Raw genomic sequence first — 20905 nt, forward strand, 5'->3', positions numbered from 1 at the left:
ACGGGCCAAAGCATCCGGGCAACCGCCAGCTATATGACAAGCGCGGTCGCCCGGATGCTGGCGCTCGTGTCTATGCGGCAATCATCCCAACCCCAAAGTGGTAACATTTTGCGCTGCCCTTTGGCTCACTTTTACTCTGCCGTTGACACGCATTCGCGATGATCCCGCTATAGGCAGCACCCAGGGCATAGCCGAGGCGTTGAATGGTCGGGATCGCGCCGGAAATACGCTGCACTTCTTGCGGAGCGGAAAGGGCGGTGGTTCGTCTGAGGATGAATGTCCATGCCATCCCGAACCCCCCGCCTTCCAGCGCTGCGAACACGGCGATGAGCCAGACCGGCCCGTTAGGAACGGCGTAGAGAAACCCGGCGATGCTCGCGGCCACGAGCGCCATCCCGATTGCGATCATCAGACGGTCCAGCCTTTCAGGCGATCCGCTTACGAGCACCGCCATCACGGTCCATCCGATTGAAGAGCAGGCGACAATGTATCCGGCAGTCAGGGCGGATGCATTGTGGATCGCGACGACGAGAAGAGGGCCGAAAGCGGTGATGGCAATCGTGGCAATAGATAGCGACAGGATCATCAGCAGGGCCGATCCGGTCGGTTTGGTGAAGTCAAACGGTCTTAATGGAAGCAAGCGGTCATCCAGGGCGTGATGGTCCTGGCGAAGGAACAGGACCAGGCAGGCGACCCCGGAAAGAACGCATAGCGTGGTCTGCACCGGTTCGATTTCCACGCCCCCATAGGAGACCAGAAGCACAGCCAGACAGAGCAATGCCAGACGCCTCCACGGGAAGACAATTCTGGCTCTGGCATCGGATGGTGCGTGATCCGGGCGCAGCGCAATCCACAGGGCGAGGGCGATGGCCTGCCCGCCGAAAAATGCAAAGCCCCACCGCCAGGTTGCAAACTCTACAAAAAAGCCGCCGATCAGCGGCCCGAGGAACGCCGACACGCCCCAGAAGGTCGAAACAGCGGCCATGGCCCGTGCAGTGTAGCGCCGGGGAAAGATGACGCCGACGGCCACGAAACCCATGGCAACCAGACCGCCGCCACCCAGACCCTGAAAGACCCTGCCCGCCAGAAGTAGAAGCATGGTCGGTGCAAACGCACTCAGAAAACATCCCAATCCGAAGACAAGCGCCGCAAGGCACATGGGCCCGCGAAGCCCGTAGCGCATCGTCAAAAGGGCACTTGCGGCGCCGGCAACGACAGACGCAATTTCGTAAAGCGAAACCGACCAGCCGACCAGACCAGCCCCGCCAATCTCAGCCACAATCGAAGGCAGCATCGTTGCCACAACCAGTGAATCCGCCGCATGCAGCCAGACAGAGAGGCAAACAAGGGCCAGAGCTGGCATGTAGGCGCTGCCCAGGAATTCACGCCACGAGACGAATGCGTCTTTCCTGAAATCTGGATTTGGGTTTGTATCGGCCATCGTGATCTCCTTGACAGCCCTATGTCTGCGGCCTCAACATTGGTTGAGGTCAAGGAGTTTTTCATGGCAAAAAGCTATTTGTCGGTTGGTCAGGTCGCGAAACGAAGCGGCTTGCCGATATAGACGCTGCATTTCTACGAGCGGAAGGGGCTGATCGCCTCTATGCGGAACAGTGCAAACCATCGTGTCTATCGCCGTGAGGCCCTGCGACGGGTAACCGTGATCAAAGTCGCCCAAAGTGCCGGAGTGCCGCTTTCCGAAATCGCTGAAGCTCTCTCCAGCCTGCCCACGCACTCTGTGCCGGACACGAAAGACTGGGCGCGGATTTCCGAGGTCTGGCACGACGATCTTACACGCCGGATCAACGCCCTGACGGCACTTCGTGACAAGATGGCGATGTGCATCGGATGCGGTTGTCTCAGCGTGAAGCGCTGCCCGCTGGTCAACGAAGACGATCATCTGGCAAAAGAAGGGCCAGGAGCGCGATTGCTCTGAACTCTCCGGAGCGGTTATTCGCCGCGTTGCTGAAGCCCCATAGACATGGGCTCACAGCTGACTTGCGGCCGTGCAGCGACCATACCGTCAACCGGCCAAACGCCAGCGTCGCCCGCAACCCAAACCGGCCATTGACCTTTTGCCTCTTCTGCTGCGGTGCGCCCGTCAGACCGGACTTTCGCTGCAGATGCTAGTTCGAGCCGACGGCGAACTGGTAGTGTGCGGGACAAAACCGTCATTCGTCTTATAGTCATCGCTGACGCAGCATCCGTTCGCGTGCGCTGCACGGGCATTGCTGCGATACAGCAAACTTCGCTATAGCAGTCATTGAAATTTGCCTGCTCCCCTAAGAGGCCGCGTTTACCGTCCACATGCAGCAGAGAGCATCGTTCCGATGGAACAGAGGACGACGATGTGCTAATAATCAAAGTGGGAACAAAGCCGAACAAACTACTCGAAACGTAAATTCAAGTGGGGAATTTCGACATTTGGCCAAGATCGCACTCCTTCCATTGCTTGCAGTTTTGGTTTGGACAGGCCCTGCCGCTTCACAAGCGTGCCGAGCAATTGCCGCTCAGGGACAGCCGCCATACTTTGCAGAAAACTATCCGCTGCCGCTGAGCCTTCGGGCGAACCTGATTTTCCTGATGAAAGAGGAAATGGCGGCGCGGGGGGAGTATGACGCGTCTTTGTCGTCTGCCGTTTTCACCACGCTTCTGGAAAGCCAGATCAAGCAGGCGCAGGCGCGTCTAGGGCACGATGTGACGGGCTGCATCACCTGGGAGCTTGTTCAGACCTACGATTCCCACGGTCGCACCCCGCCGAGCGAGGCCGTGGAGTAATGTGTTTTTGCCGTGATCGGACGAGGACGACCTGCATCTATTGCGAGAACGCCCTGGCGCAGACGGGTGCTCGATATTGCAGTGAATGCAATCAATGGCAGTATCGCATGGGTTGGCTGATTTCGCAGATGAACCTGGGTGATGTGGCGCTTTATGCATCGATCATCGCGGTGCTGACCGCCAATTTCGGCGGGTTTATATTGGGCCGATCCGCGGATTTGGACGCTGCGCCCTTGTCCTGCAGCAATTTCAGCGCGTCGGCGTTTCTGTCGAATGACGGCAACTACCAAGCGATCTTGGCTGGGGTGACGCTGACCGCCGCGCAAAGTGGCGGCAAACAGAACACGGTTTTGGCATCATTCAGCGCCGAGGGGGATGACGCGGATCATCGCCAACTTCTTCCCGATGCTGGGCGCATATACGAAATTGCATTGGCCAACGACGATCGCCCCACGCTGGCCAGCGGGCTTAATCTGAACGCATCCGATTGCGCGGTCAGTGCAACGTTCAGTACCATTCAGGACGCATCCACCCAAAAGTCACCCTTTGAGATCAAGAAGGTCTGTTCATGTTCCGAATTCGCACAATCGAATTAGCCTGTGTGGCCCTGCTTGCCGCGACCGGACTGGTCAGTGCGCAGCAGGACGTGCGCAGCAATTTCTGGATTGGTACGCATCTTTTCAGCGCGGATCAATACGCGCCGGTATTGAAGAACGCGGTTGGATTGCGCCTGTCGTTGCTTGAGACTGAAATCGACATGAATGATGACTTGAGGCGCCACTATCGTTCGCACAGAGTTGAGGTCGATGACGCAGTCGGAACATTGACCGCCGATCTCGAGACCAAATACGGTCTGTCCGCTGACAAGGCGCTGATGGTGATGTCGGGATTTGGCACCGGCGATCCCAGCGACATGTTGTCAGTTGTCTATGTCGGACCTCCGACAAACAAGTTTGAGGTCGAATTGGCGCGCGCAAGACTGCTGAGCAACAGCGACCAGCCTGCGGCACAACTGTACACTTCGCTTTTGTTCCTGTACGCGATGATTAAAGAGGCAGACACCAAAGCCATGGATTACCAGACGATCATAGCGCCCTTGCGGGAAAAGGCATTGTCGCTGACACCGCAGGCTCAGGATGCGGACCCGCGAAGCGTGGCGCAGATCAGGTACAATCTGGAGGCACTGACGCCGCCATGACCATGGGAACCCATAAGTATTTGAGGCTTTTTGCTTCTTTGCTGACGTTGTACTGGGCCGGGTCCGGAATGGCCCAAGAGACATCGCGCGATCAGGTTGGGCTGGTTGTTCCAGCCTTCATCGCTGACGGGCCTGTAGGTGAAAGCGTTGCCTATCTGATCAAACTGTCGGTTCAGGGCGAGTTGAGTTCGGAGGACCCGGTCACGAAGAAGCGGGGCTATGGACGCGGCATCAGCTATTTCGTGCCGGCCGCGATGCGGACCCACAGCCATGAAGAGGCGGCGCGCCTTGCCCGGTTGAACGGATTGCAGGGCACGGTCTGGGGCTATGCCACCGAACTGCCGGACGGCGTAGCGATCCAGTCCTTTCTGTCACTGAACTCGACCTACGAGGATTTCAGGGTCACGCGGAATGAACTTTGGCAGTGGGAAGGGCGTGGCGCCACCTTGGTTTTGGGACCGCCGCAGCAGAATGTTGGCTTTCGGTCCGAAACGCTGACGAACGATCTTGTCAAAGCCTTTGGGTCACCTTCGGATCTCGATTTCTGCCCGATCGACGGTGGGGCCTGTGTCCAGTTCGACGACTATCAGGTTGCCCGTGCGTTCGGCCGGACCGACACTGGAGCGATCGTGCGGCGCGGCGGCGTTGACTATTTCTTGGACTTTCCCGACAGCGGTCTGGCGCGGTCCGAGGTCATCGACTATGCTGGTATATTCATCGCTTATGCGCGTGGAAATCTGAACCAGGTCATTCAGTTTGCGGATCGGTATCTGGAGCGGCACGGGCCATCGGATGCCGCGATTGACGTTCATCTGTACAGGGCCGCTGCGCGCGCACGATTGGGTCAGGTGGAAGCCGCCCGAGGTGATATCGATGCAGCGTTGGAATTGAATCCAGTGTCGCGGCGCAGTCTGCGCTACGGCATCATGGTCGAACTGGCGGCGGTCGGGAAGCCGAACGAACGCAGCGAGAGTTATTTCCAGATGCTTGCTCGCACCTATGGCCTGTCCTCGGAGTTTGACCGCCGCTACGCGTCGTTGGACCGATAAGCGTCGCGGCAAAAAAATCTGACAGTCTCCGGGATTCTCCTGCAATCTAGTGTTCAGTTGCCGTTCGTTGCTTGTCACCGAACGGCAGTTCCGTCCCGCGACCTGTGAACTCGTCGTTCAAAAGATGCTGCGAGCGCGCGCAGCGCAAAATTGAGATGTCTCCTGTGGGCTCAAGAGCTGACTTGCGGCGGTGCAGCGACCACACCGTCAACCGGCCAAACGCCAGCGTCGCTCGCGGCCCATTGCTACCGTTGACCACTGCCGCTCGATGCTGCGCCCGCAGTCCTCATTGCCGACATTCGATGCCATAGCACAATGATCTATGTATTGGGTGGCGCAATGTGGGACTAAGCTGCCAATTGGAAGGCCAGACTAATTGCGAGCAGATGAAGCCGTCAAAATGCCAGACGCGACCATGGCCCCTGCTCCACACTTGTTCAAGACACTTAGAGTCTTGGCTTTCTTGGCGCCGCGTCGAAGCCCACTGCCAGCAAAAGCGCTTACGATCGCCGCAAGAAGAGCGATAACGCAGAAAGTTCCCCCCAGCACAAGAAATTGGGGCATTGCCGGCGACTTCGCATCGACAAATTGAGGAAGGAACGCAACGTAGAATATAAGTGCCTTCGGATTAAGGACGACCACCAAGAAAGCAGGCCAAAAGGGGCTTTTTTGGTGGTGTTTCACCTGACTTTCTGTTGTTTCATTGGGATTTTACGTCCAAAGACGAATGCCCAGATAAACTAGATATGCCGCACCCGCCAACTTCAATGCCGTGAACAACTGGGCCGAAGCCAGCAAGATTGCACCTGCTCCTAGGAGCGAAATCGAGATTGATGTAATCAATCCGTGCGTAAGGCCTGGCAGTGCAGTAAGTGCTTTACTGAGGCCATGGTTAAGCGCCAAGCCGGTCATGATGAGCATAGTCGGGCCAGGCACAAGCATGAGCGCAGAGCTCGCCAATACAAAGGTCATCGATATTTCAAAGCTCATCGGCAAACCCTTTCCGGCCCAGATAAAACCTGTCGGCCACAGCCCGGCGTTGTCGCAGAAAGGTGGTGGAAGCGCTCGACGACGAGTGAGGCGCACCGGCGGCGATGCCATCAGATGATGCGATGACGCCGCGGCAAGGCCCCCGCGGCGCTTGTTTTTTTGGCAGCCGGATTCACGCCCACCCGCGTCCCGGATTTCGGCCCCTGGTGCGGAATGCGCGGTGGTTGCGGCCCGGCCTTCATAGGCCGCCCCGGCGCTCAATCTATCCCGGGTGGCTGGAACATGGCCGAGCCGTGCAGGTGACGGCGCATCAGGGCGGCGGCCCATTCCCGGTCGCCCGCTTCGGCGGCGTCGAGAATCGCCAGGTGCTCCTCGCAGGACTGGCGGACGCGCTCCATCGGCAGATCTTCGAAGGCCGCGGCCTCGCCCATGCGGCGGAGATTGTTCTGCTGACGGACGATCTCGACGGCGAAGCGGTTCTGTGAAAAGCTGGCAAGCCCTTCGTGGAAATCGGCATTGACCTGGAACCAGGCATCGCCGTCGATCCCCGCGCCGCCGGAACGCAGCCGCTCATGCGCGCGGCGAATGATGGCGGCGCGATCGGGATCGAACCGGAAGCGCGGCGAGGTGAGTGCCGCGCATTCGACGATCTGCCGGATCTCGTAGCTTTCCGCCGTGGTCTCGGCATCCAGCATGTCGGCGAAGCGCCAGCCGTGGCCCGGCTGGCGCTTCGCCAGCCCCTCGTCCGAGAAGCGCATCAGCAGCTTGCGCACGGTGCCGCGCGAAATGTCGTAGCGCGGCATCAGCTCGGTTTCGGAAATCTCCTGCGGCAGCTTGCCGGAGGCCCGGTCGCGCATGATCCGGCGGTAGAGCGCTTCGAGCGGCGAGGCAGGCAGGAGCGAATCGACGTCGATCTCGGCGAGGTCGCGGGCGATTTCCAGACCGCGCGGCTCGGCCGGGCGCAGCACGCCGGCCTCGTTGAGCAGGTTCAGCGCCCCGGTCATCGGCGAGCGCGACACGCCGAATTCGCGCGCAAGCCCCGGCACTGAGAGGCGCTGTCCGGCGGCCGCGCATTCGGACTGGAGCCGGGCCAGCACCTTTCGGGCCAGTTCGCGCTGCAAATCGCTGGGCTCGGAGCCGGCGATCCGGCGGGGATGCGGGCGGGGTTCGTGGTTCATCTGGACGATTATGCTCGGTCGGCGGGTCGAAAGGCAACATGTTTCAAAAAATGCTTTTCATATCTATAAAATGCATTTATGGTTCTTCCCGACACGAAACATTGAGCGGGCCAGATGAGCAAACCAACCCCTTTCCCCCTGATCGAACTGTCCGGCCCGCCAAGGCGGCGCGGCGAAGTCCACGGTGAAGCGGCGCGCGCGCGGATCGAGCTGTCGATCCGGCATTATGCCGAGCAGGTGGGCAAGCTGGGATTCGGGCGCGACCGGATCGAGGCGACCTGCGAGGCGCTATTGCCGGCGCTGGAGCAGTGGGCGCCAGACCTGGTGGAGGAGATGCGCGGCATCGCAGCCGGCGCGGACCGGAGCCTGGCCGAGATCGTTCTGCTCAACGCCCGGACCGAGGTGCTCCAGATCGCCGAGCGCGAGACCGGCCGCCGCGACAGCGAGCCCGACGGCTGCACCGGGGCGGTGATCCTGCCCGAGGCCAGCGCCGGAGGGCAGGTGATCCACGGCCAGAACTGGGACTGGAAGGCGATCTGCGCCGAAACCTCGGTGGTGTTGCACGTAACGCGGGAGGACGGGCCGGATTACTTGACCTTCACGGAGGCGGGCGGGCTTGCACGCAGCGGCATGAACGCTGCCGGCATATCGATCACCGCGAACTATCTGGAATGTGACCGGGATTATCGCGGCATCGGCATCCCGCTGCCGCTGATCCGCCGCCGGGCGCTGGAAGCACGGCATTTCGCCGATGCGCTTCGGGTGGTGGCGGTCACCCCGAAATCCGGCTCGAACAACATGATGCTGGGCTATTCCGGCGGTGAGGCGATCAACCTGGAATGCGCGCCGGACGAGGCGTTCGCGCTTTATCCCGAGAACGGGATCTTTGTGCATGCCAATCATTGGCTGAGCCATCCGGCGCTGACCAAGCTCCGCGAAACGGGGCTAGAATCGGTGCCCGACAGCCTGTACCGCGACCGCCGGGTGCGGCGGCACCTGGAGCCCAGGATCGGCCAGTTGACCTCCGACGATCTCAAGACCGCCCTGTTCGACGACTTCGCCAGTCCCTATGCTGTGTGCCGACCGCCCCTGGAAAAGGACAACGGCAACCTTTCGGCAACGGTGGCGATGGTGATCATGGAACCGGCAAGAGGGGTGATGGAGATTGCGCCGCTTCCCGCGATGAACCGCGAATTCACACAATACCGGCTGACGCCCGAGGCGCTGGCCGCCGCGGCGGAATGAGCCACCGATGGGCCGTTTCCTTCTCTCTCGCCTGCTGAGCGCGATTCCCACGGTAGTGATCGTGACGCTGATGGTCTTCGTGCTGATGCGCGCGATACCGGGCGACCCGGCGGCGCTGATGCTGGGCGATCTGGCGGAACCCGAACAGGTGGCGGCGATGCGAGCCAAGATGGGGCACGACCAGCCGCTACCAATGCAATACCTGCTCTGGATCGGCGATGTCCTGCGCGGCGATTTCGGTCATTCCATCGTCAATCAGGAGCCGATTCTGCCTCTAATCCTCACCCGGTTTTCGGTTTCTGCGACCATCGTTTTCGCCGCGGTGATCCTTGCCGCGCTGGTCGCGGTGCCGGCGGGGATGATCGCGGCCTGGCGCCAGAACCGGGCAAGCGACGTGGCCATCGTGACCGCGGCCACGCTGTCGCTTTCCATCCCGTCTTTCTGGCTCGGGCTGATGCTGCTGCTGGTCTTCGGGCTCTGGCTCAACTGGCTGCCGATCGTGGGCTTCGTGCCGGTCACCAGGGAATTCTGGGCCGGGACGGTTTACCTGATCATGCCGGTGGCGACGCTGGTTCTGGTGGAAAGCGGCTCGATCGCGCGGATGGCGCGGGCCTCGACGATCGAGGTGGCGCGGCTCGACTACATCACCCATGCCCGCGCCAAGGGGCTGAGCGAGCGGCAGGTGATGTGGCGGCACGCTTTCCGCAACGCCTTCGCCCCGACCTGGACGCTGATCGGCCTGATCCTGGGCAGCCTGCTGGCCAATATCGCGGTGATCGAGACGGTGTTCACCATTCCCGGCCTGGGCCGCCTGCTGATCGATTCGATCTATGCGCGCGACTATCCGGTGGTGCAGGGCTGTCTGCTTTTCATTGCACTGATCTATGTTGCGGTGAACCTGCTGGTCGATTGCGTCTATCCGCTGCTCGATCCGAGGGTGACCGCATGAATGTGCAAGCAAAACCGTGGTTTGGCGGGGTCAGATTCAACGTCGTGTTCGGCATTGCCGTTGTCGGCTTCATGTTCGCCGTTGCCCTGGTGGGGCCCTGGTTCGCGCCGGCTGATCCGCTGGCGATCAATATCCGCGCCAGGCTGGCCACGCCGGGCGGCGACTACCTGCTGGGCGCCGACGAGTTCGGGCGCGACGTGCTCTCGCGGCTGATCGCGGGGGCGCGCACCTCGGTGGTTATCGCGCTGGTCACGGTGGCGATCGCGGTTGCGCTCGGCACGATCTTCGGCGTGCTGGCCGGCTATCGCCGCGGCTGGACCGACCGCTGCCTGATGATCGTGAACGATTCGATGCTGGCCTTTCCCGGCCTGCTTCTCGCGCTGGGGATCATGGCGGTGTTCGGGGCCAGCCGCGATGGCATCATAATCGCGCTTGGCCTGGCCTATGCGCCGGTGGTCGTGCGGGTGGTGCGCGGCACGGTGCTTTCGCTGCGCGAACAGGAATTCATCGAGGCAAGCCGAGTGATCGGCAATCCCGAATGGCTGACCATGCTGCGCCATGTCCTGCCCAATTGCCTGGCGCCGCTGCTGGTAGTGGCGACGATGATGTTCGGCTGGGTGATCCTGTCGGAAAGTGCGCTGAGCTTTCTTGGTCTCGGGGTGCCGCCGCCCGCGCCGAGCTGGGGCAACATGCTCTCGACCGCGCGGCCCTATATCAACCAGGCCCCGCAGCTGATTGTCTTCCCCGGCCTGTGCATCTCGATCACGCTGCTGGGCGTGAACATGCTGGGCGATGCGATCCGCGACTGGCTCGACCCCAAGATGGAGCGGGCGGCATGAGCGGGCCGGCGCTGGAAGTCGAGGGGCTCGACGTCATGGTAGGCGGCACCGGGATGCGGGTGGTAAAGAACCTCTCCTTCTCGATCGCGCGCGGTGGGGCGCTGGCGCTGGTGGGCGAAAGCGGGTCCGGCAAGACGATGGCCGCGCGCTCGATCCTGCGGCTGCTGCCGCCAGGGCTGCGCGCGTCGAGCGAAGCGGTGCGGTTCGAGGGCAGGGATATCGCCAATGCCGCCGATGCCGAAATGCGCCGGCTGCGCGGGGCGCAGATCGGCATGGTGTTCCAGGAGCCGATGGTCTCGCTGAACCCGTCGATGAGCATCGGCGGGCAGATGGGCGAGGGACTGCGCCTGCACAAGAGCCTTTCGGCGGGCGAGATCCGCGACATGAGCCTCGCCATGCTGGAACGGGTTCGCATCCCCGATCCTGGGGGCTGCCTGGCGGCCTATCCGCACGAATTCTCGGGCGGGATGCGACAGCGGATCATGCTGGCCTCGGTGATGCTCATGCGCCCTGCGCTGCTTATCGCCGACGAACCGACCACGGCGCTGGATACGCTGGTCAGCCGCGAGGTGCTGGACTTGATGATGGAACTGACCGAGGAGAACGGCACCGCCGTGCTGCTGATCAGCCACGATCTGGGCATGGTGGCGCGCTACATGCAGGATCTACTGGTCATGAAGGATGGCGAGGCAGTGGAGAAGGGGAGCGCGGCCGAGGTGTTGCGCGCGCCCTCGCATGGCTACACGCAGCGGCTGGTCGATGCCCTTCCGCGCCGTTCGCATGGCGGCGAGCGCGGCGTGCCCGCCAAACCGATCATCGAGGTCGAGGGGCTGCGCGTGGCCTATCCGGGCCGCCGCCGGTTGCTGCGCAGCTTGCCGGCGAAGGAGGTGCTGCACGGGGTCGACCTGCGCGTCGGCGAGGGCGAGACGCTGGCGCTGGTCGGCGGGTCGGGCTCAGGCAAGACGACGCTGGGCCGCGCGTTGGTGGGGCTGACGCGACCGTTAGACGGGCTGATGCGCTTCCGGGGCGAGCCGCTCGACTGGCGCGCGCCGCAGCCGGGGATGCGCAAGGATATCCAGTTCATCTTCCAGGACCCCTATTCCTCGCTCGACCCGCGGCAGAATGTCGGCTCGATCATCGCCGAGCCGCTGAAGCGTGACCGCGCCTCGACGCGCAGGGGCCGCCGCGAACGCACCGCCGAGATTCTCGAACTGGTCGGGCTTCCGGCGGATTTCATGCCCCGCCTGCCGCATCAGCTTTCAGGCGGTCAGCGGCAGCGCGTGGCCATCGCCCGCGCCCTTGTCCGCGAGCCGAAATTTCTGGTGGCCGACGAGCCGGTTTCGGCGCTCGACATGACGGTGCAGGCGCAGATTCTGAAACTGATCCGGGAGCTGCAGGCGCGGTTCGGCTTTGCCTGTCTCTTCGTGAGCCACGATCTTGGCGCGGTCGAGCAGGTGGCGGACCGGGTCGCCGTGATGAAGGAGGGAAGGATCGTGGAAGAAGGCACCCGCGACGACATATTCGACCGCCCGCAACAGGAATATACCCGCGCGCTGCTGGATGCAGCCATGCTGATAGATCGCCGCTTCGGCGACAGGACGGCGGCGCAATGAACAACGCGATGTCCGAACACAAGGCCCGCGAGCTTGCCTATTACAACAGCGGCCCGACCCCGTTTTACGCCTGCGCCTACGACCAGCGCTTTTCCTATTGCCTCTACGTGCCCGAACTGCCGACTTCGGGCAGGTATCGGCTGATCGTGCTGATCCATGGCACGAACCGCCCGGCGGAACGCTACCGCGACAAGTTCGCGGCATTTGGCAAGGAACACGGCGCGATCATCATGGCACCGCTTTTCCCGGCCAACATCTCCGGCCCCGGCGATCTCTCCGGTTACAAGCGCATCCGCTTCGACGGCATCGCCTATGACAAGGTGCTGCTCTCGATGATCGACGAGGTGCGTGCGCAATTTCCGGTGGACGACCGTTTCCTGATGCACGGGTTTTCCGGCGGCGGGCATTTCACCCACCGCTTTCTCTATGCCCATCCCGGCAAGCTTTCCGGCGCCGCCATCGGCGCGCCGGGGATTGTGACGCTACTCGACGATCGGCATGACTGGCCGATCGGCACGCGCGATTTCGCCGGGCTGTTCGGCGCGCCGCCCGACCGCGGGGCCATCGCGAGGGTGCCAGTGCAGATCGCGGTGGGCGACCAGGATACCGAGACCTGGGAAATTTCCCTGAGCCCCGGCGACGACTGGTGGCAGCCAGGCGCCGAATGGCAGGAGCGCGCCACCCGGATCGTCCGCGCCGGACGGCTCCGCGACAGTTTGGCCGAGGCTGGCTGTGAGGTGCGGTTCGACCTGGTGCCGGGGATTGGGCATGACGGCGGCAAGGTGGTGCCTGCCGTCCAGCAATGGATGGCCGGGCTGATCGCGGAGGGGCGGGCATGATCTTCGGGCGGGTGCGCGAGATCTGGCGCTATCCGGTCAGTTCGATGGGCGGAGAGAAGCTGGAGTCGGCGATATTCGCGCCGGGCGGCGTCGAGGGTGACCGGCTCTGGGGCGTCGAGGTGGATGGTGCCATCGCGGCGCCGGAGAAGCGCAAGGTCTGCCGGCCGCTGCCCGACATGCCGGCGCGGCTGCTCGGCAATATCCCCGAGGTGCTGCTGCCCAGTGGCGGCTGGGCGAGGGCCGATGCACCGGAGGCCTCCGCGGCGATTGCCGAGCGGCTGGCGGCGCGGGTGCGGCTGGCGCCGCATGAGAGCCTTGCGCCGCGCTACGAGCGGCTGGACGTGCACGTGCTCACCACCGCCGCGCTCGCCTCGCTGGCCGGCTGGATTTCCGATCCTGCCCAGGCCGATCCCCGCCGCTACCGGCCCAACTTGGTGATCGAGACGGCCGGGGGCGTCGAGGGGCTGCCCGAGCAAGATCTGGTCGGGCGGCGACTCGAGATCGGCGAAGTGCGGGTGGAAATCGTCGAGCCTTGCGCGCGCTGCGCCCTGCCGGCGCTAGGCGTGGATGGGCTGGCCTTCCTGCCGGAACTGATCCATGCCGTATCGAAACGGGCCGGCGGCAATTTCGGCGCGCTGGCCAGGATTGAGGGCAGCGGGCGGATTGCGACCGGCGACGAGGTCAGGCTGGGCTAATTGTTCCGGTTCGCGGGGCGGGGAGAAGTCGAAACGCTCCCCGAAGCCTCCTTGAGCATACCCCGCCCGGCTTCCGGTGCGCTTGTTTCAAGCCTTGCCCGGAAACCATTTGCCCGGAAGCGACCATCTCCCGAATGAAAGCGCGCCGCCTGGACGGCGGTGCGCGGGATGCAAGGCGCTTGCGGCCCGGCGGCCGCTCGCCCCGTTAATCGGTTTTCGACACCCCCCAGGCGCGAGTCTTGTCGCCGGGCCAGACGGAATAGCCTTCGAGCCTGGGCGAAACCGCATCGACCACCGGCTCGTAATAAAGCCCGAGGAGGGGCACGTCCTCGACCATGAGGCCGTGAATTTCCTTGAAAAGCGCCTTGCGCTTGTCGAAATCGGTGGTCTGCATGCTCTCCAGCAGCAACTCCTCAGCCCGCGCGTTTTCCCATTGCGCGGTGGGGCGCTCCTCCTTGTCGCCGAGCAGGACGCCGTACATCTGCGCCGGGTCGAGCCGGGCGGAATAGCCAAAACTCTGGATCTGGAAGGTGCCCGCCAGGTAATTATCGAGCTGGGTGGCCCATTCCAGCGTTTGCAGCTCGGCGTTGATCCCGGCCTGCTGCAGCATCGCCTGCAGGAGCACGCCGTTTTCGTACATGCCGGTATAGCGGCTGTTGGTCTGGATCACGATCGGCTCGCCGTCATAGCCTGCCTCGTCCAGCAGGGCCCTGGATTTCTCCAGATCGTAGCCCGGCCATTCGCGGAAATCGGCGTCGAAATAGGCGCTGGCCTGGGCAACCGCCGAGGAGTTCCATTCGGCTAGCCCATAGCTACGTGCCTCGGCGATGGCCTCGAAATCGACCGCGTGTGAAATGGCGCGGCGCAGCCGCACGTCCGACATCAGATCGTCATCGGTCTGGATCAGGATCGGCGTGAAGGAAAGTCCCGCCGTCGAACTGACCGCCATACCCTTGCCCTCGGCCTCTTCAATCTTGGCGGCGTCGAGGCCGGGCAGCACGTCGATCTGGCCGGCATAGAGCGCGGTTTCGGCGGTCGACTGGTCTGGCACGATCAGGAATTCCACCTCGTCGACCTTCGCCGTGCGATCACCGGCGAGGCCCGACATCGGCGTATCGAGCGGTGCGTAATCGGCGAATTTCTCCAGCGTGATCGACTGGCCCTTTTCCCAGGCCCCGAGCATGAACGGGCCGCTGCCGATCGCTGTCTCCTGCTTCCAGCTGCCGTCGTCGTTCGCGTTTTCGGGGCTGGCGATCCACATGTTGCACTGGATATTGGCCAACTGGGCGAGGAAAAGCGCGTTGGAGCCGGCGAGGTTGAACACCACCGTGCGCTCGTCCGGGGTCTCGACGGAGGTGACTTCCAGCCCCTGCGAGCCGTCGAAATAGGGTTTGCAGAACCAGTCGACCTCTTCGGAATTGCGCCGCTCCCAGTTCCATTTCACGTCCTGCGAGATTACCGGATCGCCGTTGTGGAACATTGCGCCTTCGCGCAGGGTGAAGCTGTAGGTCTTGCCGTCTTCCGAGACTTCCCAGCTTTCGGCCAGCAGCGGCCCGACGGTCAGGTCGTCGCGGAAGGCGACCAGGGTTTCGAAGACGTGGTGCAGCACCGTGTCGGTATTGGCGTCGCGGTTAACCCCATCGGTGCCGCGTATGTCGGAATTGAGCCGTACCACCAGCGTGTCGGCCGCCGCGCCCGTTGCCAAGCCCGCCAGGAGCGCCGAAAGGGCAAGCGTTCGTTTCATCATCTCAGTCCTCCCATGTCCGCTTCGCTGCCCGGAACCATGCGCGGACTCCCACGATCCCGTCTGAAACGCATCTGTGAACCAGGGTCTCCAGGCTACGATAACGCATTTTGAGCGCATGAAAAGCATTTTTATGGATGTGCGGGGTTTGCCACGAGCATTATGACGGATCGCACATCCGGTGCGGCGCTGCGCAAACGGCCATGCCGGGTACCGGGCAAGGTCAGGCCGGGCGGCGCGGGCGGTCAGGCCATGAGCGCCGCTTCGAAGGGAAATTCCGAGAGCAGTTCGACGTCGGTTTCGGTGATCAGCACCTGTTGCTCCAGCTTCGCGCCCTCGCCCGCCTCGGCGCCGATGACGCTTTCCACGCAAAGCGTCATGCCCGGCAGGATCTCGCCGTCATAGCCGGCATCGGGAAAATCGCCGTGATGGTAGAGATAGGGGTATTCGCCGGTCATGCCGCTGCCATGCACCGAGAGATAGTAGCGGCGGGCATTGTATTTCCCGGGAATGTCCCAAGCGGCGTTGGCATAGTCGCGAAAGCTCATATGCGGTTTCAGGATCGGCATGTTGTGCTGCACCTGTTCATGCGCCGTCTTGTAAAGATCGCGTTGCGCGGCATTCGGCCCCTTCCAGACCTTCGCCCTACCTTCATGATGCTGCGGTTGCGGCCCGCATTGCGGACATTCGCTACAAGCGCAAAATCTCGGTTGTAGTGAACTCACAGTCTGTGCGACGGAGCGAGCCTTCGCCGCGGCGACTTCGAATGACCACTTCTGACTTGTCCTCGTAACCAAAGTTCCCTTTCTGGATACGGCGCACTGGGTAGCCCGTCCCGACCCGGACCGCACTATGGGAACGTCACATCGCAAAGACGGTCCGAGTTTTTCATGTTCTTCGGGTAGATCTCAGAGGTACAGCCTCAAACCAGCTCCAAGAAGCGACGCAACCAATAAAATCCTGATGATACCCCAGTGCAACCGGAAGGCTAGGAAGGCACTGACGAAGAACAGGGCTACGGCGAGCCATTCGATGGTTGCAAGGTCCGGCCGCCAAAGCGTTATGGGTCCCAGCTTCTGCCGGTTCACGCCAGAAAACAGGACATGCAGTGCAAACCAGATCGAAAGATTTAGGATGACCCCCACGACGGCAGCGGTGATTGCCTTGAGAGCACCTCTCAGTCGTGGTTGGTTCGATATCCATTCGATGTAAGGTGCGCCAACGAAAATCCAGAGAAAGCACGGGGCGAAGGTGACCCATAGCGCCACCACGGCAGCACTCAGGCCAAGCAGAAATCCACCGTCCTTGAAACCGGCGAGAAACCCGACAAATTGCGTGACCAGGATAAGCGGGCCAGGTGTCGTTTCCGCCAGCCCAAGGGCGTCGACCATTTCGCCTGCGGTTAGCCAGCCGAATTGGACAACGACATCCTGCGCCATGTAGGCGAGAACAGCATAAGCACCGCCGAAGGTCACGACGGCGAGCATGGAGAAGAACCTGCCGACCTCGACCAGGATGCCCGGCGCGCCCAACCATCCGAGGGCAAGCAGCGGCAGAAGCCAGATCGCCAGCCAGGTGGCGATCATGAGGCCCGTCTTGCCCGCCGACACATGCGCCATGTCCACGGGCTGCCGATCCATGCCCGCAGTTCCCATGAACCAGCCGAACAGGCCTGCCATTAGGACGATCAGCGGATAGGGGATCGACAAGAAGAATATCCCGACAAACGCCAATGCTGCGATCAGCCAATGCACGCGCTGCGAAAGCGCCTTTTTCGCGACCCGCAACAATGCCTCGACCACGATCACCAGAACGGCAGCCTTGATTCCGTAAAACAGCGCCTCCACCAGCGGTACATCGCCATAGATGCTGTAGATCGTCGCCAGCGACATGATCACGGCGGCACCGGGCAAGACGAACAGCAGCCCGGCGATCAAGCCGCCGAGCGTGCCATGCAGACGCCACCCGGCATAGGTAGCCAACTGCATCGCCTCGGGGCCGGGCAAGAGCATGCAAAAGCTCAGCGCATTAAGGAACTGTTGCTCAGAGAGCCAATTGCGGTCTTCGACGACCTCCTTGTGCATGAGCGCGATCTGGGCGGCGGGACCGCCAAACGACAGAATGCCGATCTTCCACCAAACCCGCGTCGTTTGCGCAAGTGTCGGGGTTTCGTCCACCAGGACGTCATTGGAACCACTCATAACCTACACCTCCGTCAACGCGGCGGGCCAGTCATGCCCTTCATCCGTGGCATCGCGCGCCCACCGATAGAATGCGTCGTAGAGCATCATGCCAGCTTCGAGCTGTTCCAAGTCGTCACGATACATTCGAGACAGGCCCAGTGAGGCGGCAAGAAGTCCCGCCGCTTCGGGTGCCAGATCATGCCTGTTGGTGTCGGAACCACGCACGATCACGGCCAGTCTCTCAAGCGCATCATGGCTGATGCCGAACTCTTCAATCATCGTGTCGAACGTGCATTTTTCGTCGCGATGGCTCCAGAATACGTCTTCAATGTCGAAGGGCGTCGCATTGAAACGTTCCGCAACATTGATGACCTGCGATGCAGCGACAAATAGTATTTGGGCATTCGGATCGACAAATCGGCGAATAAGCCATGGACAGGCAATCCTGTCGATCTTTGGCCTGTGACGTGTAACCCAGACTGTGCGTCCGCTGGCATCAGGCGGCGGAAGTTTTTCCGCAAGAACCATCGGAAGCCCTGCATCTCTCCAGGCGAACTGCCCACCTTCAAGGACTTCCGCCTTCACGCCGGCTGATCGCAACAACGCGGCGGCACCCTGGCTGATCTTCAGGCCCTTCTGGCAGTAGACGACGACCGAACGGCCCGCGAGATCATCGGCGAGGTCAAGCACGTCGAGAAATGGTTGACGCACCGCGCCAGGGATCAGGTGCGGGTCCGCATCGAAGTCTTCATCAATGCGCACATCAAGCAGCACGGGACAATCGGGTGTCCCCACCAAGCGGGCCAAGGTCGATACGGGGATTTCATTATATGACGCCATAAAGCATCCTCCATGAACGGGTTGGAAGGATGCAAGATTGGGCTGGCGCCTCACGGGGTTCTTGCGGACCCCTGATCAAGTTTTTTATACCCGGTTTTCGCAACCGTCAAGCTCCAGACCAGACCTAGCTGCATCGCAGGACAAACGGAAAAGGGCTCGGAACCGGACCTTCGCTGCGTGTTGCACTGAGGTCCGGTGTGCGGGAAATGCGGGCTTTCGCTGCGATTGCACCAATGGCCGCTTTATTTACCCAGGGAGTGCCCCTTTTTGTTCAAGCCACGTGGAATATGGCTTGAGAGCCAGCGCATTGCAGGCCTCCCGACAAGGATCAGTGCCAGTCCCATAGTGACCAGTATCGCCGACGCGAACTCCCCTGCTCCAGCAGTTTCGCCAAGAACAACGACACCAAGACCAAGCGTTCCCACCGGTATGAGAGCGGGAAGTGTCGCTCCCGCGACAGGCCCAAGAAGTTCGGCAGACCTGTTGAACGCATAGATGGCGACCACACTGACAAGAACACCTTGGAATCCAGCTTGCATCAATACGTCCGCCAGAGGGGCTGTCAAAATCTGCTTGGGTAAGGCCACGATATAGATTGGCAGGTAGAAAACCGCCGATCCCACCGCAACAATTGCCGTCGCATTCAGCGCCGGGACGGCGGCGCGACGGACGATCAGGGTGTAGCTCGCCCACATAATGCCTGTCCCGATCAGGATCAGATGGCTTGTCGTAACGGCTCCGCCTGCCCGAGTGAACAAGACAATTCCCGTTGCCGTCGCCGCCAACCCGATGAATCGCGTGCCCCCAATCCTGTCGCCAAGGATCATCCGGCCCAGCAAAACAGAAACGATGGCCATGACCCCCGGATTGAGCGCTCCCGCCGCCGCTGCGGGCGCGCTCTTCATGGCAAGGGCAATTAGCAGCACGTAGGGCGCTCCGAACGTGACCACCATTGCAAGGAGGCCTGTCAGCCCCAGCCGATCAGTCCCGATGCCGCGCCGCATCGCCACGGGTGCGAGAATCAGAGCGGCCACGCCGAACCGCAACACGGTCAGATCGTAAGCGTTCAGGCTTGTCGTCATACCAAGCCGCAGCATTACCAAAGACCCCGACCAAACCGTTATCGCCACGATGGCCCATCCGAGGCCCGACAACGTATTCCGCAAAATGATCAACATGCCATCTCCTTCCTTGTTGGTTGGAGATTAAGCATTGAGTCATGTTGAGAAAAACAATATGTTCTTATGATATGATGCAGGAAAGCGAAACGTTGGACATCGTGGAGGTTCGTGACCCAGCGAACCGAACCCTCAATCTGGATGCTCTACGGAGCTTTGTGGCGATCTGCGAAACCGGGTCGTTCCGGCGCGCGGCGGCACGGGTTCATAAATCGCCATCGGCTGTCAGTCTCCAGATCGGCAAGCTCGAAGAGCTCTTGGGCGCTCGTCTGCTGGATCGGGATGCACGCCATGTCGCTCTAACGGGCCAGGGGGAGACTTTGCTTGGGCAAGCCCGTCGCCTTTTGGGCTTGAATGACGAAACCCTTGCACTCTTTCGCCGGTCTCCGCTTGCGGGTCGTCTTTGTCTGTCCGCGCCGCATGATCTTGGCGTGACACTCGTACCCAGTCTGTTACGGCGTCTGGCCGAGGTTCATCCAGGCGTTCACGTCGATGTTCGGCTGGGGACGAGCGAAGCCGTACAGAAAGGCATCACGGACGGCTCCGTCAATTTGGCCCTGTTCAACGACGTGGGGAAATCCACTATCCGGACGCAGGATCTTTTTTCGGAACCGTTGAAATGGCTGGTTCTGAATGGCGGAGGCGCCGTCCAGAAAGACCCGCTTCCCCTTGCCGTGGCAGAAGCCGGGTGCGCCTGGCGTGATGCGGCTCTGAATGCGTTACAAACGGCAGGCCGGACCTACCGGGTAGCCTATTCAAGCGACACGTCGATGGGACAGGCTGCGGCCCTCCGGGCTGATCTTGCCGTCGCGGCTCTACCGCTGTCGCTCGCGGATCACGATCTGGTCGAGGCACCGTCACACTACGATCTCCCGCAACTGCCACTCACCCATATCCGCGTGGCCGACGATGGCAGTGAACTGGCAAGGGCTTTTGTTGCGCTGATTACAGCGGACATGCGTCCCCGTCCGGGTGTCGCTGCGGAGTGAGACCGGCGCAGAGCACAAGTCTTGAAAGCTGTCGCTCAAACAACATGCAGCATCAGACAGATTGGGCTCGAAGCCGACCTGCAGCAGCGCGGCGGCAGCCCTTCCATCAAGCGATCTGGTGGCGTCGTTCGCGGCCCAAAGGAGACATCCGCCGATAGGCTTCGATGCTGCATTGCGGCCCGTCAGCGGGGAACAACTTCTGCGCTTGCTAGACCGACCGAACAGTTAAGAATCTGATCGAGGACAGTTCGGAGGTTCAATCCGAACGTGTTATCTCTGATCATGGAGGTGTACGCTTGCGAGGCGGGTTGCGAAACACCTGAATACCGATGCCATCCTCTCGGCAGGATAGTGTGGTGGGGAAATGCGACTTCTTGGTTTTTTGCAAATCATTGTTTTCGTGGTGGGACTTTCCGTTCCCGCCTATTCGCAGCAATTCGAAAGATTGCTTAGGGTCAGGATTCATAACCAGTAGATGACGGTTGCAGCGAGTGCGATGGCTGAGAGGAACACCTTGGGACAGCGGTCATAGCGTGTCGCCACGCGTCTCCAATCTTTGAGCCTGCCAAACATGATCTCGATGCGGTTGCGCCGCTTG

At 61.6% G+C, this 20905-nt stretch carries 20 protein-coding genes and 1 pseudogene; 12 read left to right on the forward strand and 9 right to left on the reverse strand.

Features of this window, described 5'->3' with window-relative positions; all coding sequences use genetic code 11:
• Positions 1-70 precede the first annotated feature (70 nt).
• Positions 71-1441: an MFS transporter gene (locus FLO80_RS20775; protein WP_111369312.1), complete on the reverse strand. Its 1371-nt coding sequence runs from the start codon at positions 1439-1441 to the stop codon at positions 71-73.
• A gap of 126 nt (positions 1442-1567) precedes the next feature.
• On the opposite strand from FLO80_RS20775, the gene soxR reads away from it, so the two are divergent.
• The 5 genes from soxR to FLO80_RS20800 all read left to right on the forward strand — a co-directional run bounded on the left by soxR (position 1568) and on the right by FLO80_RS20800 (position 5025).
• Positions 1568-1936, forward strand: a complete 369-nt coding sequence (gene soxR / locus FLO80_RS20780) for a redox-sensitive transcriptional activator SoxR (protein ID WP_281287057.1) — start codon at positions 1568-1570, stop codon at positions 1934-1936.
• 488 nt (positions 1937-2424) lie between these two features.
• Positions 2425-2778: a hypothetical protein gene (locus FLO80_RS20785; protein WP_146611085.1), complete on the forward strand. Its 354-nt coding sequence runs from the start codon at positions 2425-2427 to the stop codon at positions 2776-2778.
• Positions 2779-2885: 107 nt separating this feature from the next.
• A complete protein-coding gene (locus FLO80_RS20790; RefSeq protein ID WP_111369308.1) occupies positions 2886-3374 on the forward strand; it encodes a hypothetical protein in 489 nt (162 codons plus the stop codon).
• A complete protein-coding gene (locus tag FLO80_RS20795; RefSeq protein WP_111369306.1) occupies positions 3347-3976 on the forward strand; it encodes a hypothetical protein in 630 nt (209 codons plus the stop codon). The genes FLO80_RS20790 and FLO80_RS20795 overlap by 28 nt, the downstream gene beginning before the upstream one ends.
• Positions 3973-5025, forward strand: a complete 1053-nt coding sequence (locus FLO80_RS20800; RefSeq protein WP_146611084.1) for a tetratricopeptide repeat protein — start codon at positions 3973-3975, stop codon at positions 5023-5025. Before FLO80_RS20795 ends, FLO80_RS20800 begins: the two co-directional genes overlap by 4 nt.
• 372 nt (positions 5026-5397) lie before the next feature.
• Here FLO80_RS20800 and FLO80_RS23495 read toward each other — a convergent pair.
• Positions 5398-6342, reverse strand: a pseudogene (locus FLO80_RS23495) (LysE family translocator).
• Positions 6273-7193: a GntR family transcriptional regulator gene (locus FLO80_RS20815; RefSeq protein ID WP_111369300.1), complete on the reverse strand. Its 921-nt coding sequence runs from the start codon at positions 7191-7193 to the stop codon at positions 6273-6275. Before FLO80_RS20815 ends, FLO80_RS23495 begins: the two are co-directional and overlap by 70 nt.
• Positions 7194-7307: 114 nt before the next feature.
• Here FLO80_RS20815 and FLO80_RS20820 point away from each other — a divergent pair, with 114 nt between their 5' ends.
• Genes FLO80_RS20820 through FLO80_RS20845 form a run of 6 tightly spaced genes read left to right on the forward strand, consistent with a single transcriptional unit; the run spans position 7308 to position 13373 of the window.
• A complete protein-coding gene (locus FLO80_RS20820) occupies positions 7308-8438 on the forward strand; it encodes a C45 family autoproteolytic acyltransferase/hydrolase (RefSeq protein WP_111369298.1) in 1131 nt (376 codons plus the stop codon).
• A 7-nt stretch (positions 8439-8445) separates the two neighbouring features.
• Positions 8446-9387 carry an ABC transporter permease gene (locus tag FLO80_RS20825; RefSeq protein WP_111369296.1) on the forward strand — a complete coding sequence of 314 codons (942 nt, stop codon included), beginning with the start codon at positions 8446-8448 and terminating at the stop codon, positions 9385-9387.
• Positions 9384-10226 (forward strand): ABC transporter permease, encoded by an 843-nt coding sequence (locus FLO80_RS20830; RefSeq protein ID WP_111369294.1) that lies wholly within the window; start codon positions 9384-9386, stop codon positions 10224-10226. Before FLO80_RS20825 ends, FLO80_RS20830 begins: the two co-directional genes overlap by 4 nt.
• The gene (locus FLO80_RS20835; RefSeq protein WP_111369292.1) at positions 10223-11839 is read left to right on the forward strand and encodes a dipeptide ABC transporter ATP-binding protein; all 1617 of its coding nucleotides are present in this window, start codon (positions 10223-10225) and stop codon (positions 11837-11839) included. Before FLO80_RS20830 ends, FLO80_RS20835 begins: the two co-directional genes overlap by 4 nt.
• A gap of 8 nt (positions 11840-11847) precedes the next feature.
• Complete coding sequence (locus FLO80_RS20840) at positions 11848-12678, forward strand: alpha/beta hydrolase (protein ID WP_111369316.1); 831 nt, start codon at positions 11848-11850, stop codon at positions 12676-12678.
• Positions 12675-13373, forward strand: a complete 699-nt coding sequence (locus FLO80_RS20845; protein ID WP_188078379.1) for an MOSC domain-containing protein — start codon at positions 12675-12677, stop codon at positions 13371-13373. The genes FLO80_RS20840 and FLO80_RS20845 overlap by 4 nt, the downstream gene beginning before the upstream one ends.
• Before the next feature lie 205 nt (positions 13374-13578).
• Here FLO80_RS20845 and FLO80_RS20850 read toward each other — a convergent pair whose 3' ends face one another.
• The 5 genes from FLO80_RS20850 to FLO80_RS20870 form a co-directional block, all read right to left on the reverse strand.
• Positions 13579-15117, reverse strand: a complete 1539-nt coding sequence (locus tag FLO80_RS20850) for an ABC transporter substrate-binding protein (RefSeq protein ID WP_111369314.1) — start codon at positions 15115-15117, stop codon at positions 13579-13581.
• A gap of 245 nt (positions 15118-15362) precedes the next feature.
• The gene (locus tag FLO80_RS20855; protein ID WP_342781750.1) at positions 15363-15968 is read right to left on the reverse strand and encodes a M24 family metallopeptidase; all 606 of its coding nucleotides are present in this window, start codon (positions 15966-15968) and stop codon (positions 15363-15365) included.
• A gap of 57 nt (positions 15969-16025) precedes the next feature.
• Positions 16026-17318: a chromate efflux transporter gene (gene chrA, locus FLO80_RS20860; protein WP_111369286.1), complete on the reverse strand. Its 1293-nt coding sequence runs from the start codon at positions 17316-17318 to the stop codon at positions 16026-16028.
• Between the two features lie 3 nt (positions 17319-17321).
• A complete protein-coding gene (locus FLO80_RS20865) occupies positions 17322-18140 on the reverse strand; it encodes a chromate resistance protein ChrB domain-containing protein (RefSeq protein ID WP_111369284.1) in 819 nt (272 codons plus the stop codon).
• Between the two features lie 242 nt (positions 18141-18382).
• Positions 18383-19318: a DMT family transporter gene (locus FLO80_RS20870; protein WP_111369282.1), complete on the reverse strand. Its 936-nt coding sequence runs from the start codon at positions 19316-19318 to the stop codon at positions 18383-18385.
• 74 nt (positions 19319-19392) lie between these two features.
• Between FLO80_RS20870 and FLO80_RS20875 the strand changes: the two genes are divergently transcribed.
• Positions 19393-20307 carry a LysR family transcriptional regulator gene (locus tag FLO80_RS20875; RefSeq protein ID WP_246156771.1) on the forward strand — a complete coding sequence of 305 codons (915 nt, stop codon included), beginning with the start codon at positions 19393-19395 and terminating at the stop codon, positions 20305-20307.
• A 462-nt stretch (positions 20308-20769) separates the two neighbouring features.
• Here the strand turns inward: FLO80_RS20875 and FLO80_RS20880 are convergent.
• Positions 20770-20905: transposase (locus tag FLO80_RS20880; protein WP_146193091.1), on the reverse strand; the 136-nt coding region annotated here is incomplete at its 5' end.

It is taken from the genome of Aquicoccus porphyridii (assembly GCF_008369105.1).
GTDB classification, from domain to species: Bacteria; Pseudomonadota; Alphaproteobacteria; order Rhodobacterales; family Rhodobacteraceae; genus Aquicoccus; species Aquicoccus porphyridii.